Consider the following 14,607-nt stretch of genomic DNA (forward strand, 5'->3'; position numbering starts at 1 on the left):
CAGCTTAGTAGCTGCGGTTATTTTAGATGTTCTGTTCTTTCAACCGTAATTGTTCCTTATGTGCAATACCGTTCATGATTTCAAGTCTAGATCTTGAAACCTTTACTTTAACACCAAGTTCACTCAACATCGTGACAACTTGCTTCACTTTAGAACGGTCGTTTTTGTACATAATGACACTCCCCGTTTTTCAACTTACTCTTATTTTAACGTGAAATTTATATTTTTGCCATACAAATCAAAAAATAAATGTTACAGAATTTTAAATAATCTTGGTTTATAATAGAATACAAGTGAGGTGAAAATATGGAATTAGCTATATTTGAATTCCTATCCAGCGCAAAAGTGTTGAGTACCATCACCCTTATCATAATTGGAATCAACCTCCTTTTTGCCATAGGGCTGATATTTTTGGAACGGCGCAGCGCGCAGAGCATATGGGCTTGGCTTATGGTCCTTTTCTTTCTGCCGATCATCGGCTTCATATTTTATATCCTTTTCGGCCGCCAAATATACAACCAGAAGTTATTCCAGATCAATGAAGCAGACAAAGTGGGTCTTGAGCACCTGGTTGATGAGCAGCTCAGTGATCTACAGAACAACCGTATGTCTTTCGCAAACGACGTCACGAACCGTCATAGGAAAATAATCCATATGCTGCTCGATAATAATCAATCTTTTATGACCATCAACAACAAGATAGATATTTTCACAGACGGTAATGAAAAATTCGAGAAGCTGCTCGAAGATATCTACAACGCTCGAGACCACATCCATTTCCAATACTACATTTTGAAATTGGATGGCATCGGCCAAAGATTACATAAGGCATTGCTTGCAAAGCAACGAGAGGGAGTCTCTGTCAGAATTCTCTACGACGATATAGGTTCCAGAACACTCCGGTTGAGCAACTTTAAAGAATTGAAAGCAGCCGGTGGTCTGGTCGAAGCCTTCTTCCCAAGCATGCTCCGCCTCATAAATCCAAGGATGAATAACCGTAACCATCGTAAAATTGTGGTAATAGATGGCACCCTCGGATATGTAGGCGGCTTCAACGTAGGCGATGAATACATTGGTTTGAATAAAAAATTCGGCTATTGGCGCGATACCCACCTGAGGATTGAAGGGAACGCCGTTAAATCCCTCCAGTTGCGCTTTATGTTGGACTGGAATTCACATGATAAACGCAATAATATGTTCAGGGAAAATCGCTACTTCCCTGAAGTGAACCACTACTATGGCAACACGCCTATGCAAGTGGCTTCAAGTGGTCCTGATGAGAGATGGCAGCAGATCAAATATGGCTATATGAAAATGATCTACAGCGCAAAGAAGTCCATCTATATCCAGACGCCTTATTTCATCCCAGACCAATCCTTCTTGGAGGCAGTCAAAATCGCTATATTGAGCGGAGTCGAGGTACATCTGATGATTCCCAACAAGCCGGATCATCCTTTCGTGTACTGGGGCACCTACTCCAATGCAGGTGCGATAGCACGGATGGGGGCCCACGTCCATATCTACGAGAAAGGTTTCCTCCATCAAAAAGTGATGATGGTCGATGATGAAGTGTTGAGTGTCGGGACGACAAACGTCGACTCCAGAAGCTTCTTTTTGAACTTCGAAGTCAATGCTTTCATATACGATAAAAATGAAGCAACCAAATACCGTCTCATCTATGAAGCGGATATTGAGGCCTGTTCTCTGCTTACCGTTGAAAGATACGACTCCAGAAATAAATGGATCCGTATAAAGGAAGGTATTGCGAACCTCATTTCGCCCATCCTTTAATATCCAAATAAAAAGGCATGATATCTCTTGGATATCATGCCTTTTTCACTGCATTATTTTTTCTTTTTACGTTTTTTCTTCGGCATTACTTTAGCACTCTTCAAGCGTTGCTCTTTTTCTGCCTGTTCCCGTTCATGTGCTTCTATGATAGGTGCCATTTCTTCAGCCACTTTCTTTTTATAGAAGGTATTACCTGCCCAAGTCTGGAATATCAGGAAAAGACCGCCGACTGCCCAGTAGAGTGGAAGGGCTGAAGGTGAAATCAAGGAAATCCAGATGATCATAATTGGAGAGATGTACATGAATAGCTGCATCTGCTTGCGCTGTTCTGGAGATACAAACTGCATGGAAACGAATGCCTGTCCTGCATAGACGATTCCGGCAATGGCCACCATGAACAAATCCTGCTCAGTCAAATTCATCCAAAGGAAGGACGGGTACTCAGTAATTCCACCTTCAGAAGGGAATTTGAGGGAGAAATATAGCGCCATGACGATAGGCATCTGGATCAACATAGGTAAGCAACCCATGTTGAGCGGGTTGATGCCGTGTTTCTTGTAAAGTCCCATCATCTCCTGCTGCGCTTCCATCTTCTCTTCCTGAGTTGTTGCAACTTTGACTTTCTTTTGAATCTCTTCCATTTCAGGTTTAACGATTTTCATCTTCTCGCGCATCATCATCTGATTTTTATATGTACGCATCATGAATGGGAAAATTGCTAAGCGGACGATTAGGGTAACGGCTATAATAGCCAATCCATAGTTATTGTTCAGGTTTTCACCGAGCCAATGAACAAGACTATCCATCGGACGGACGAAAGTATTAAAGAAAAAACCATTTCTATTTTCTTCCTGGGAATAGTCACAGCCGGAGAGCACAAGCACCAGACCGATCATTAGCGGGAAGAGCCATTTTTTACTCATTTCTTCACCTCATAATTTGTCTCACATAAAAGAAATTGTAACATAAAAGAATGTCTAAAAAAACATATTATAAAATCTTACACATCCATTAGTGACAATTTAATGATACTTCTATCTATATTCTGAGTTTCCAATGAAAAACAGACCTAGCAATTGCTAGGTCTGGTTAGGAAGGTTCATTCCTAGAGTCTTGAGCCACATACAGGCCAAGGCTGGGATCCTCTTTGATCATATAGGATTTGAGCTCTTTTGGTTTGTTCTGCTGCCGATGCATTGGATGGCAGACCGCTTCCGCCTACAGACTGCCAAGTGCGGACATCGAATTGGTAAAGACCATGATAAAGGCCATTTGCGCTTACGATGCCTGGAGCGCCGCCAGATTCACACTGCGCTAATGCTCCCCAGTTCTGTGAACTTGAATTATTGGAAGTAGACACATTTTGTGTTTTAGCTTGTTGACGCTCTTCGGCTGTTGCTTGTGCTGCCGCACGCTCTTCAGCTGCTGCTTGCTCTGCTGCACGCTCTTCAGCTGCTGCCTGTTCTGCTGCACGCTCTTCGGCTGCTGCTTGTTCTGCCGCACGCTCTTCGGCTGAAACATTCGGCTGAACTTCTTCAACCGGCTGAACTTGAGCAGGTGTTTCTTCAACTGCTGGTGCTTGTGCAGGCGCTTGAGATATAGTCTCTCCAGAGACTGATAATGTTTTACCAGCAATGATGAGGTCTGATGACAGGTTGTTCCATGTCTTCAAGTCTGAAACGGAAACATCAAATTTTTGCGCAATCTCAAAAAGAGTATCTCCTGATTTTATTTTATAAACTCCTGCTTCTTTATCTCCTGAATCATTTGCTTTTGCAATTTCAAGCTCTTGGCCTGGGAAGATAAGGTTGGAAGTCAAATTATTGGTTGATTTAATCGCATCGACCGTTGTACTGCTCTGATGCGCGATTTCGGAAAGAGTATCTCCTTTATCTACTGTATGAGTTGCTGCTTCTGCACTGTAAGCGAGTGTGCCGGATACAGCAACTGCTGCACCGATAGATAGTACTTTCTTCATAATTAGTATACCCTCCGTATTCCCTTAAGCGGAATAATGTTTTCTTATTAGCTGAATAGTACTATATCAGATTTAAACATTTCTTAGGTTACAAGAATATAAAGAAAAGCATTTTTCATTACAGTTAGATTACAATATTATTTCTTGTTAAAAGATCTTTTTCTACAAATAGTGTATTTATAACTCCCTTGGGTTCACAGCTTATTGACCGAATAGGTAAATTCTTTTGTAAAATATGACGTTATTACCATTAAATTATCAATGGATTATATTTTTTATGGATGTCTGATTAATCTGTCATCAGTAATAAAATTCATTTATCCTCTAAAAGTTTTCATATAAAATACCCTGTCTAAGTCCGATCGCAGTAGTCGGCCTTGAGCAGGGTACGGTGAGTAGTGTGAGTGTAGATAGTGTGAATCGATTGGACCTGTTCAGATAAAGGCTTTTTCCTTCTTTTCATCTGAATCTTCGTTTGGCACAGGCTGCAATGTATTACTCTCATTCTTATGTTCGTTCAAAACTTTTTCCAAAGACTCCAGGTGGCGGTCCTTCAAAAGTGCCTTACCTGAATCATCGGAGCTTTCTAATGTATGGACTGTCCTTTCACCGATGTAGTCCCACTGGTCATAATGCTTTACTGCCTCCCTTATCATACGTGAAGGATTCATGATGTCTTTTTGTCGGCTCATCTTATCTGGAATATGTTTGATGCTTTCAGCCCATATTTCCATTCGATATTCTTTTTCACCTTCTTGAGTTGTATGGACCGTGGTGGCGACCTGACCACTGACGCACAGGATATCGCCTTCAGCAGCTTCTGTGAGTACCTTAGGTAGTGCTTTTCCAAAGGCTTTGCAGTAGATGAAATGTACTTCCTTGGATTTTCTTTCATCTTTGGGCACTCTGACGGTTGCAATGATGAATGAATTGATGCTGCCATTCACCGTTTTCTGCAACGTCACATTACGCACCAACTCCCCCACCAGCAAGACTTTGTTCATCATTAGTTCACCTCCTTCCTGTTCCAAAGATAAACTTAAAGTAAATATTCTGCAAAAGGCTGCAATTTGATTTTACAACCATTTCCTTTACAATTAGAATGAATATGATAATGATAAATAAATATTGAAGCGCATGATGATGCGATTTCAAAAAAATTGCATCCACGATTCATATATGAAGGGAAGGACTGGGATGAAGTCTTTTAAAGTAGTTGAATTGAAGCTGGAGCATGAGGAGAATTATATAATACTGGATATCATCGATGGCATCATAATCAATAAGGAAAAGGGAGAAGCTCCTTGGTTGATCGAGATTTCCACTTCTCCCGATTTTAAGGATATTCTTCAAGAGATGATTGGAACGGAAGTTGAAATTCTTGTTACGATTACGAGACATTCCAACGAACCGGCCAGATTCAGAGGAACGTTCAATGAAATGAATGAGTTGAATCAGGCACTATCCTTAATATTCAATGGCAAGATAATCGTACAAGGACCAACATATGCTGAAGATGTACTCACCCATCTGTTGAGTGAAGGGTATGAAGAGGAGACGTTGCTCCATGAGTTTAAATCCATCATGGAGTCTAAAAAAGAAATAAAAACATCCGATGATTAATCATCGGATGTTTTTTTGTCTTGTATGGCAAAGGTAATTTCACATTTACAGGCAATCTCCCCGTCAACTGTAGCCACTGCTTCCCCTTTGCCGATAGGACCCTTTATTTTTGTTATTTCAACTGTCAGTTCCAGAGTATCCCCAGGCCTGACCTGTTTTTTGAACCTACATTTATCTATGCCTGCAAAAAAGGCAAGCTTTCCTTGGAACTGTTCCTCCTGTAGGAGCGCGACTGCACCTACTTGAGCCAATGATTCAACAATCAGGACACCCGGCATCACAGCGTACTCAGGAAAATGCCCTTGAAAGAATGGCTCATTACCGGACACTTGTTTGATGCCCGTACACTTTGCACCTGGTTCTACTTCAGTGACTTTATCTATCAGCAGAAAAGGTGGGCGGTGCGGAATTATCGCCTTTATCTGGTCATAACTCAACATTGTATCATTCCTTAGTCATATTGATGATGTGTTCCCATGTTTCCAGACGAAATACTTCCATCGGATTATTCAATATACCATATCCGATCATAAGGCCCACAAAGAACACGATAATTGCCACATATACATAAAGCAGTATTCTGACAATCAACGGAAATCTGCGATGGACCAGTTTTCTTGATTCTTCGGCCATAACACTACCTCTTTATTTAGAAGTTATCACACTTTTTGTGTGTTGCTCATCTGTTCGCTCTATATCGGCTCCAAGTTTCTGTAACTTGCCATGGAAATCTACGTAGCCACGGTCCAGATGATTCAATTCAGTAACTTCAGTATACCCTTCTGCTACTAAACCTGCAAGAATCAATGCAGCTGCAGCCCTGAGATCAGTCGCTTTTACACGACCCCCGGTAAGTTTGCCGCCACCTTTGATGAATGCATGATTTTCTTCTACTTCTATATCTGCATCCATTTTTCTGAACTCATTGACGTGCATGAAACGATTCTCGAATATCGTCTCAGTTATGACGCTTGTGCCGTTGATGGTCGTAAGCAATGCCATCATCTGGCTTTGCATGTCTGTTGGAAAACCAGGATGGGGCATCGTCTTAACCCGGATGGGCTTGAGGTTCTCGGCTGGGATGACTTTGACACCATCCCCCGTAGCCTCTATACGTACACCTATTTCTTCAAGCTTGGAAATCAATGCACTCAAATGTTCGGGTACAACGTTTTTCAGTGTGATCTCACTGCGTGTTATTGCACCTGCAATCATAAAAGTGCCTGCTTCAATCCTGTCAGGTATGACGGTGTGATCTACTCCCTTTAGTGATTCGACACCTTCAATTTTAATGTGGGCAGTGCCTGCACCTTTTACATTACCACCCATTTCATTGATATAATTGGCCAAATCTTCAATTTCAGGTTCTTGGGCCGCATTTTCAAGCTCAGTAGTCCCCTCAGCCAGGCTTGCAGCCATTATAAGGTTCTGGGTTGCACCGACGCTTGGAAAATCCAAGTGAATTTTGGCACCTTTCAGACGGCCATCGACATGTCCTTCGAAACTACCATCTACAGTGCGGAAAGTGGTCCCCATCTTCTCGAGACCTTTGATATGCTGCTCCACTGGTCTTGAACCAATGGCACACCCTCCTGGCATTGCTACATTACAATACCCGTAACGTGCAAGTAGGGGACCCATAACAAGCATGCTCGCGCGCATTCTGCTTACGAGGTCGAAAGGTGCATCGCATGAAAGCTCTGCGCTGGCATCCACCGAAACGGTCCCTTCTTCCATTTCCACTTCAGCCCCCAAGTGGCGAAGCAAGGCGGCTAAAGTTCCGACATCGGATAAATCCGGAACATTATGTAGCCTCGATACGCCTTCTTCTGCTAATAAAGAAGCAGTCAAGACCGGCAGTACAGCATTTTTGGAACCTTCAATTTCAACAGAACCTGAAAGTTTTTTCCCACCTTTTACTATTATAGAATCCATTTTATTCACTCCATATTTTACTTACCATTTAATACTTCGTATACTATTCACTATTTTAGAGATGTATAAACACGTTTGCAAATTAAATGTCAAAACAACAGCGCTGCTTCTTGGATCAGTCTGAAGAAGTCCATTATAAAGTTGCTCAAGCCACTTCCTAAAAGAACTGCCAATAATATAAAGAACAATCTTATTCGGCCTGTCTCCGCTTTTTTGAACCACCCATCTATGTTCAGAGCGCCAAGTACCCAAAAGGCAAAGATTACGCACAACAAGTGCAATATGATATGCATGAATGCTAACTGGGAAAACAACATTATAATCACCCTTAAAAAAAGCCCGGGCCAGAGCCCGGGCAGAATCCTTACTTATGTTTTGATACATCCAATCGATTGATTGCGCGATTCAACGCAAGTTCAGCACGATATCTATCGACTTTTTCATCCTGTGACTGCTGAAGGAGTGCTTCGGCACGATCTCTTGCAGCGACCGCACGGTCTGTATCGATGTCTTGAGCAAACTCACCCGCCTGCACAAGAACCGTCACTTTTTCAGAACGGATTTCTACAAAACCTTCCGTTACAGCCATATATTCATACTGGCCGCCTATCTTCGCACGCAGACTGCCAATCTTGAGTGCAGCAACCGTCGGGACGTGGCCGGCCATGACACCGAGCTCACCCTGTTTAGTCTGGAGTATAATGATGTCACAGTCTTCTTCACTGAAAACCGAGCCGTTTGGTGTAACTACATCCAGTGCAATTGTACTCATTTGCTAACCCTCCCGATTTTAGACTTCTACACCCATCTCGCGTGCTTTATCCAGCACATCGGAAATGCCGCCGACAAGACGGAATGCATCTTCCGGGATATGGTCGTATTTTCCTTCAAGTATTTCCTTGAAGTCGTTGACTGTCTGTTCTACAGGCACGTATGAACCTTTTTGGCCTGTAAACTGTTCTGCTACGTGGAAGTTCTGGGATAGGAAGAACTGGATCCGACGTGCACGGGAAACAGTAAGCTTATCTTCCTCGGAAAGCTCATCCATACCTAGAATCGCAATGATATCCTGAAGTTCGCGGTATTTTTGGATGGTTGCCTGAACATCACGGGCCACTTCATAGTGTTCTTCTCCAACTACTGCTGGCGTCAACGCACGGGAAGTGGATGCCAGCGGGTCAACCGCCGGATAGATACCCATCTCAGAAAGCTTACGCTCAAGGTTCGTAGTCGCATCCAAGTGCGCGAATGTTTGAGCTGGTGCTGGGTCAGTATAGTCATCCGCAGGTACGAATACTGCTTGGATGGATGTAACCGATCCTACATTTGTAGAAGTGATGCGTTCCTGCAATTGTCCCATTTCAGTTGCCAATGTTGGCTGATAACCAACCGCTGAAGGCATACGTCCGAGCAAAGCAGATACTTCAGAGCCCGCTTGAGTAAAGCGGAAGATGTTGTCGATGAAGAGCAGTACATCCTGACCTTCCTCATCACGGAAGTATTCTGCCATGGTAAGACCCGACAAGGCCACACGCATACGCGCACCTGGCGGTTCGTTCATCTGGCCAAACACCATCGCAGTTTTCGCGATAACACCGGAGTCGCTCATTTCATAATAAAGGTCATTACCTTCACGTGTCCGCTCTCCAACTCCTGCGAACACAGAGATACCTCCGTGTTCCTGGGCAATATTGTTGATCAGTTCCTGGATTAGGACAGTCTTACCAACTCCTGCTCCTCCAAACAGTCCAATCTTACCGCCTTTAGTATAAGGAGCCAGTAAATCTACTACCTTTATGCCTGTTTCAAGTATTTCGACATTGGTCGAAAGGTTCTCAAATTTTGGAGCTTGACGGTGTATCGGATCCCTTCTTTCAGAAGCTGGTACAGCTTCTCCAAGGTCGATATGCTCCCCAAGCACGTTGAATACCCTGCCCAGTGTCAGCTGGCCGACAGGTACTGTGATGGGACTGCCTGTATCTTTAACTTCAGTTCCACGCTGCAGTCCATCTGTGGAACTCATCGCAATCGTTCTGACAACGTTGTCTCCGAGATGGAGGGCAACTTCCAGGGCGATCGTTTCTTCTTCATTTCCTTTTTCATGAGTGATGTACAATGCGTTATTCAATTCCGGCAATTCGCCCTCATTGAAACGCACATCAACCACAGGTCCCATGACTTGAACCACTTGACCTAAAGTCATTCGATTTCCTCCTAGTCTTTCTTTATTCAAGTGCTGATGCACCACCGACTATTTCTGTGATTTCTTGAGTGATCGCAGCCTGTCTGGCACGGTTATACTGCAATGACAGATCGTCAACCAGTTCCTTCGCATTATCCGTTGCAGCCTTCATCGCTGTCATACGCGCAGCATGTTCACTCGCTTTTGCATCGAGGAGTGCGCCGTAAACCAGACTTTCTGCATATTGTGGCAGAATCGTCTCCAGTATGGACTCCTTATCCGGTTCAAATTCGTATGTTGAGAGGTTGGAAGCCTGTGTTTCATTCGCGGTAACCGCACTCTCGGACAAAGGCAACAGTTGTCTTGTGTTGACCTTCTGCTCAAGCACATTAATGAATTTGTTATAGATGATATAGAGTTCATCAACGTCTTCATTCGCGAATTGTGCAACCGATTGTTGCGCAATTTCTTTGACACTGCTGAAGTCAGGCTGATCCTCAAGCCCAATGCGGTGATTTGTAATGCTGTAGCCCTGATTCTCAAGGAATTCGTAGCCCATTCTTCCAATTACGAAGAGATCATAGGATTCCGGGTTGTCATTATGACGCTCGCTGATCAGCCTAGTGATTTCTTTCATGATGTTCGCATTATATGGACCCGCAAGACCACTGTCTGACGTAATGATGACATAGCCGGTACGCTTGACCGGACGCTCCCTGAGCATAGGGTGGGAACTTGTATTGTCGCCTGAAGCAATGGCCTGGACAGCATCCTGTATCTTATCCATATAAGGCTGGAACCTCTTCGTGTTCTCCTCGGCCCGCCTCAATTTCGAGTTGGACACCATGTGCATGGCGCTAGTGATCTGGCTCATCTTTTTAGTTGATCCTATACGACCTTTTATTTCTCTTAGTGAAGCCATGAATTCACCACCTTATTCTATATTCACAATTCTTAATTGGAAGAGTTGAACAGCTTTTTGAAGCTGTTGATTGCTGTTTTATATGCTTCATCATCCGGAAGCTGTTTTGTCTCTTTTATGCCTTTTAGCAACTCCGGCTCATTTGAATCGAGCCAGTTGAGGAACTCGTCTTCAAACCTTGTAATATCTTCAACAGGAATCTCATCCAGATGGCCGTTGACAAGTGCGTATAGTATCGCAACTTGACGCTCTACAGGCAATGGATTGTTTTCACCCTGTTTGAGTACTTCGACGGTACGTTTACCACGTTCGAGTTTTGCAGCAGTCGCTTCGTCAAGGTCGGAACCGAATTGAGCAAATGCTTCCAGTTCACGGAATGCAGCGAGGTCGAGCCTCAATGTACCCGCTACCTTCTTCATTGCTTTGATCTGTGCAGAACCACCAACACGGGACACTGATAGACCGGCGTTGATAGCTGGTCTTACACCTGAGAAGAAGAGGTCTGACTGCAGGAAGATCTGTCCATCTGTAATGGATATAACGTTCGTAGGGACAAACGCACTGATATCCCCTGCTTGCGTCTCGATGAACGGCAATGCCGTAATCGATCCGCCACCCAATTCATCGTTGAGTTTCGCCGCACGTTCGAGCAGACGACTGTGCAGATAGAATACGTCACCTGGGTAAGCTTCACGGCCTGGTGGACGTTTCAGAAGCAATGACAGTTCACGGTAAGCCGCCGCCTGTTTAGTCAGATCATCATATACGATGAGGACGTGCTTGCCGTTAAACATGAACTCTTCCGCCATGGATACACCAGCATATGGCGCAATATAAAGAAGCGGAGCTGGCATGGAGGCACCAGCCGTTACTACGATCGTATAGTCGAGGGCACCGTTTTGACGGAGCGTTTCGACAGTAGACCTTACTGTAGATTCCTTTTGGCCGATTGCTACATATACACAAATCATGTCCTGATCCTTTTGGTTCAGGATTGTGTCGATCGCCACGGTAGTTTTACCTGTCTGACGGTCACCGATAATCAGCTCACGCTGGCCACGGCCAATCGGGACAAGTGCATCAATCGCTTTAATTCCCGTCTGTAGGGGTTCGTCGACTGACTTACGCGCCATGACGCCTGTAGCTGGACTTTCAATCGGTCTAGTCTTAGTTGCGCCGATTGGTCCTTTTCCATCTATAGCCTGGCCAAGTGGATTAACCACCCGTCCGATAAGTTCTTCACCTACAGGGACTTCCATGATGCGACCTGTGCGCTTCACTTCGTCGCCTTCTTTGATATCGTCGTATGGTCCGAGGATTACGATACCGATATTGTTTTCTTCAAGGTTCTGGGCAAGCCCCAGAACACCACTTGGAAATTCAAGCAGTTCTCCAGCCATTGCATCGTTAAGACCATGAGCAAGTGCGATACCGTCACCAACTTGGATGACTGTACCAACGTCTGTTACTTTCATATCTGCTTCATAGTTTTCGATCTGACTTTTCAGGAGAGCGCTTATTTCATCAGCTTTAATTGCCATCAATTGTCACTCCTTAATTAGCTATTAGTACTTTCTCTTAATTTGCTTCTCAAATCCGACAGTTTAGTATTCAATGAGCCATCATATACTTTTGTTCCGATGAACACACGGATTCCGCCGACCAGCTCTTCATTGACTTTATTTTCGATCAGCAGTTTAGAAAGGCCTGTTCTTTTGACAAAGACTTTCCCTATGCTTTCTATCTCTTCTGAAGAGAGTTCGTAGACGGACTCGATCACAACATTCTCTTGATTATGATGACGATTATATCTATCGATGAAGGAGTTGTAGACCGATGTCACTTCAGTTAATTTATTGCGATCTGACAGAATGAGCAGTGCGTTGCGCAAAGGTTCGACAATATCATTGAATGCTTCTTTAAGGACTTCTCTTTTCTTATTCATTGGGATGCGCGGATTTTCCGCGAACTTCGTGAACAGAGGAGTGTTCTTGAAAGCTTTCATCACTTCGTCAAAATCTCTGCGGGCTGCTTCAAGCTGTCCTGATTCTTCGACTGCATTGAACAGCGCCTCAGAGTATTTCTGTGCTGAGCTGGACATTATTTACCCCCTGCTTCCTGAAGGTATCTTTCAACCAGATCTTTTTGATCATCTTGATTGATTTCTTTAGCAATCATCTTCTCTGCAATCAGGACGGAAATTTCGCCGACCTGATCATTGATGTCGCGGATTGCTTTTTCTTTTTCTCTCTCAATATCCGCCTTAGCTGTCTCCATCATCTGATTCGCACGCGTATTCGCATCGTGGATAATTGCTTCCTGCTCTTTTTTGGCCTGGTTTTTAGCATTATCCATCATTGCTGAAATCTCAGTCTGTGTCTCTCTGAGCACAGCTTCATTTTCTTCTTTGAGTTTGACAGCATCCATTCTGCGCTGTTCAGCCTCATCTATCTCCGAATGGATCAGCTGCTCCCGTTCATCCATCACTTTCTTCAACGGCTTCCAGACAAAGTATGAAAGTGCGCCAAGAAGTACGAGGAAAGTTACAAGCTGTACCAAACTGCTCCCAATTGCTGATGGGATCGTCTCCGTAGCCCCTAAAATAAGAAATTCCACTTATGTACACTCCTTTCGCGAGAGTTTCAATCTATTTTACAATCTACATAATAAGACGGCGAAATCTTAAAAGAAGACTTCGCCAGATGTAACGGTTCTTAGAACATGAACATGAGCATGAATGAGATAACAATTGCGATGATCGGAACGGCCTCAACAACACCGATACCGATGAACATGATTGTCATGAGTGGGCCACGGGCTTCCGGCTGGCGGGAGACCCCTTCAACTGTTTTAGAAACGATAAGGCCGATACCGATACTTGCGCCAAGTGCTGCAAGACCAGCAGCGATACCTACTGCGAGTAGATTCATCATAAGAAATAGTTCCTCCTAAAATATTTTGAAAGTAAAATTTAATTTTTATATTAATGATCCTCGTTCACCTTATGGGAAAGATAGACCATTGATAACATAACGAATATAAATGCCTGGATTGCACCAATGTAGATTGAGAATCCTTGCCAGATCATCATTGGAATGAATCCGCCGATGAATCCTATAGCGCCTGAAGTCATTACCATGACTAGGAGTGCAAGCAATATTTCACCTGCATAGATGTTACCGTAAAGACGCAAGCCAAGTGTCAGATTGTATGTGAATTCTTCGATGAATTTAAACGGTGCCATGAACCACACCGGTTCTACGTAAGATTTGATGTATGCTTTCGTGCCACGCATCTTTATACCGTAGTAATGCGTCATGACTATCATCACACTAGCCAAAGTCAAAGTTACTGCTGGATCCGCAGTCGGTGACTTCCACCACAGTGTCTGATCGGCATCCGGCGCAACAAAGGCAAAAGGCAACCCAACCATATTTGATACAAATATGTATAAAATCAATGTCAGGGCAAGGAAGTGGAATCTTCCTCCTTGTTTCCAGGCCATGTTGCCCGAGATGATACCTTTAACGAAGTTCATCAGTACTTCCATAAGTACCTGACTCTTTCCAGTCGGTCTCACTGCCAGATTTCTCGTCATAAAGAAAGCGATTAGAAATACAATGAGCGATGAAATTACTATCATCAATACTGTAGACAGGTTGAATATAATTGGAAGACCCAAAACATCTATAGTCCATATTGGATTTCCGTGCTCCATTTTTTCACCTCTTTCACTCCGTCAATTCTTTAACAGTACGAAACAGGATCATGACATAGCTGAGCATGAGCCCCGACCCTATACCGAAAATGCTGAATATATCCGGGAAACGCACCCAGAATAAGCATGTAACAATTACAATGGCAAGTCTTGCCGCCGTCCCAGTCCTGATTTTTCCATCTACTGCCCCATAAGCCCTATCAAGGTTGTAATACCAATTGAACAACATCAATATGGACGCAAGGGTGCCTAGGGCGAACCCTGCTGCAAAAGTTGATGATGTAAACAGGTAGATGAGTAAGCTAATGACAAGGGGGAAAAGCAGAAACCTTAAAAAGTGGTGGGAAAATCGTCTCAGAAATGGCAATTTAACACTGTCTCCTAGTGTATTATACGGCTTTCGTTGTAAACCGTTACATTACTCTTGTAATGATATAGGAGTGCTTTTTTTATGTCAA

General features: G+C 43.7%; 19 protein-coding genes. 2 read left to right on the forward strand and 17 right to left on the reverse strand.

Annotated features, from left to right (window positions below):
* Nucleotides 1-22 precede the first annotated feature (22 nt).
* Nucleotides 23-172 (reverse strand): Lmo0850 family protein, encoded by a 150-nt coding sequence (locus tag ACZ43I_RS09955; RefSeq protein ID WP_344700777.1) that lies wholly within the window; start codon nucleotides 170-172, stop codon nucleotides 23-25.
* Between the two features lie 134 nt (nucleotides 173-306).
* Between ACZ43I_RS09955 and cls the strand changes: the two genes are divergently transcribed.
* On the forward strand, nucleotides 307-1,791 hold the full coding sequence (gene cls, locus ACZ43I_RS09960) for a cardiolipin synthase (protein WP_344700778.1): 1,485 nt from the start codon (nucleotides 307-309) through the stop codon (nucleotides 1,789-1,791).
* 53 nt (nucleotides 1,792-1,844) lie between these two features.
* On the opposite strand, the gene yidC is transcribed toward cls, so the two are convergent.
* From yidC to ACZ43I_RS09975, 3 genes are all read right to left on the reverse strand, one after another.
* Nucleotides 1,845-2,714 (reverse strand): membrane protein insertase YidC, encoded by an 870-nt coding sequence (gene yidC / locus ACZ43I_RS09965; RefSeq protein WP_344700779.1) that lies wholly within the window; start codon nucleotides 2,712-2,714, stop codon nucleotides 1,845-1,847.
* 182 nt (nucleotides 2,715-2,896) lie between these two features.
* Nucleotides 2,897-3,769 (reverse strand): LysM peptidoglycan-binding domain-containing protein, encoded by an 873-nt coding sequence (locus tag ACZ43I_RS09970; RefSeq protein WP_344700780.1) that lies wholly within the window; start codon nucleotides 3,767-3,769, stop codon nucleotides 2,897-2,899.
* 434 nt (nucleotides 3,770-4,203) lie between these two features.
* Entirely contained in the window at nucleotides 4,204-4,776 is a 573-nt protein-coding gene (locus ACZ43I_RS09975; RefSeq protein WP_344700781.1) for a single-stranded DNA-binding protein, read from the reverse strand.
* A 190-nt stretch (nucleotides 4,777-4,966) separates the two neighbouring features.
* Here ACZ43I_RS09975 and ACZ43I_RS09980 point away from each other — a divergent pair, with 190 nt between their 5' ends.
* Nucleotides 4,967-5,392: a YwpF family protein gene (locus tag ACZ43I_RS09980; RefSeq protein ID WP_344700782.1), complete on the forward strand. Its 426-nt coding sequence runs from the start codon at nucleotides 4,967-4,969 to the stop codon at nucleotides 5,390-5,392.
* Here the strand turns inward: ACZ43I_RS09980 and fabZ are convergent.
* The 13 genes from fabZ to ACZ43I_RS10045 all read right to left on the reverse strand — a co-directional run bounded on the left by fabZ (nucleotide 5,389) and on the right by ACZ43I_RS10045 (nucleotide 14,516).
* Entirely contained in the window at nucleotides 5,389-5,832 is a 444-nt protein-coding gene (fabZ, locus tag ACZ43I_RS09985; RefSeq protein WP_344700783.1) for a 3-hydroxyacyl-ACP dehydratase FabZ, read from the reverse strand. The two genes, ACZ43I_RS09980 and fabZ, sit on opposite strands and share 4 nt — an antisense overlap.
* Before the next feature lie 4 nt (nucleotides 5,833-5,836).
* Nucleotides 5,837-6,025, reverse strand: coding sequence for a DNA-directed RNA polymerase subunit beta (locus ACZ43I_RS09990; protein WP_344700784.1), 189 nt, complete (start codon nucleotides 6,023-6,025; stop codon nucleotides 5,837-5,839).
* Between the two features lie 12 nt (nucleotides 6,026-6,037).
* Complete coding sequence (murA, locus tag ACZ43I_RS09995) at nucleotides 6,038-7,327, reverse strand: UDP-N-acetylglucosamine 1-carboxyvinyltransferase (protein WP_344700785.1); 1,290 nt, start codon at nucleotides 7,325-7,327, stop codon at nucleotides 6,038-6,040.
* Nucleotides 7,328-7,416: 89 nt separating this feature from the next.
* Nucleotides 7,417-7,644 (reverse strand): DUF1146 family protein, encoded by a 228-nt coding sequence (locus tag ACZ43I_RS10000; RefSeq protein WP_344700786.1) that lies wholly within the window; start codon nucleotides 7,642-7,644, stop codon nucleotides 7,417-7,419.
* Nucleotides 7,645-7,691: 47 nt separating this feature from the next.
* Entirely contained in the window at nucleotides 7,692-8,099 is a 408-nt protein-coding gene (locus tag ACZ43I_RS10005; RefSeq protein WP_344700787.1) for a F0F1 ATP synthase subunit epsilon, read from the reverse strand.
* Between the two features lie 18 nt (nucleotides 8,100-8,117).
* Nucleotides 8,118-9,530 carry a F0F1 ATP synthase subunit beta gene (gene atpD, locus ACZ43I_RS10010; RefSeq protein ID WP_344700788.1) on the reverse strand — a complete coding sequence of 471 codons (1,413 nt, stop codon included), beginning with the start codon at nucleotides 9,528-9,530 and terminating at the stop codon, nucleotides 8,118-8,120.
* A gap of 22 nt (nucleotides 9,531-9,552) precedes the next feature.
* Entirely contained in the window at nucleotides 9,553-10,431 is an 879-nt protein-coding gene (gene atpG / locus ACZ43I_RS10015; RefSeq protein WP_344700789.1) for an ATP synthase F1 subunit gamma, read from the reverse strand.
* A 32-nt stretch (nucleotides 10,432-10,463) separates the two neighbouring features.
* Nucleotides 10,464-11,972 (reverse strand): F0F1 ATP synthase subunit alpha, encoded by a 1,509-nt coding sequence (atpA, locus tag ACZ43I_RS10020; protein ID WP_344700790.1) that lies wholly within the window; start codon nucleotides 11,970-11,972, stop codon nucleotides 10,464-10,466.
* A gap of 17 nt (nucleotides 11,973-11,989) precedes the next feature.
* A complete protein-coding gene (gene atpH / locus ACZ43I_RS10025; RefSeq protein ID WP_344700791.1) occupies nucleotides 11,990-12,532 on the reverse strand; it encodes an ATP synthase F1 subunit delta in 543 nt (180 codons plus the stop codon).
* A complete protein-coding gene (locus ACZ43I_RS10030) occupies nucleotides 12,532-13,047 on the reverse strand; it encodes a F0F1 ATP synthase subunit B (RefSeq protein ID WP_344700792.1) in 516 nt (171 codons plus the stop codon). Before ACZ43I_RS10030 ends, atpH begins: the two co-directional genes overlap by 1 nt.
* 98 nt (nucleotides 13,048-13,145) lie before the next feature.
* Nucleotides 13,146-13,361, reverse strand: a complete 216-nt coding sequence (gene atpE / locus ACZ43I_RS10035; protein ID WP_031545243.1) for a F0F1 ATP synthase subunit C — start codon at nucleotides 13,359-13,361, stop codon at nucleotides 13,146-13,148.
* 53 nt (nucleotides 13,362-13,414) lie between these two features.
* Entirely contained in the window at nucleotides 13,415-14,149 is a 735-nt protein-coding gene (gene atpB / locus ACZ43I_RS10040) for a F0F1 ATP synthase subunit A (protein ID WP_344700793.1), read from the reverse strand.
* Between the two features lie 13 nt (nucleotides 14,150-14,162).
* Entirely contained in the window at nucleotides 14,163-14,516 is a 354-nt protein-coding gene (locus tag ACZ43I_RS10045) for an ATP synthase subunit I (RefSeq protein ID WP_344700794.1), read from the reverse strand.
* Nucleotides 14,517-14,607: the final 91 nt, after the last annotated feature.

Source organism: Salinicoccus jeotgali (assembly GCF_055379195.1).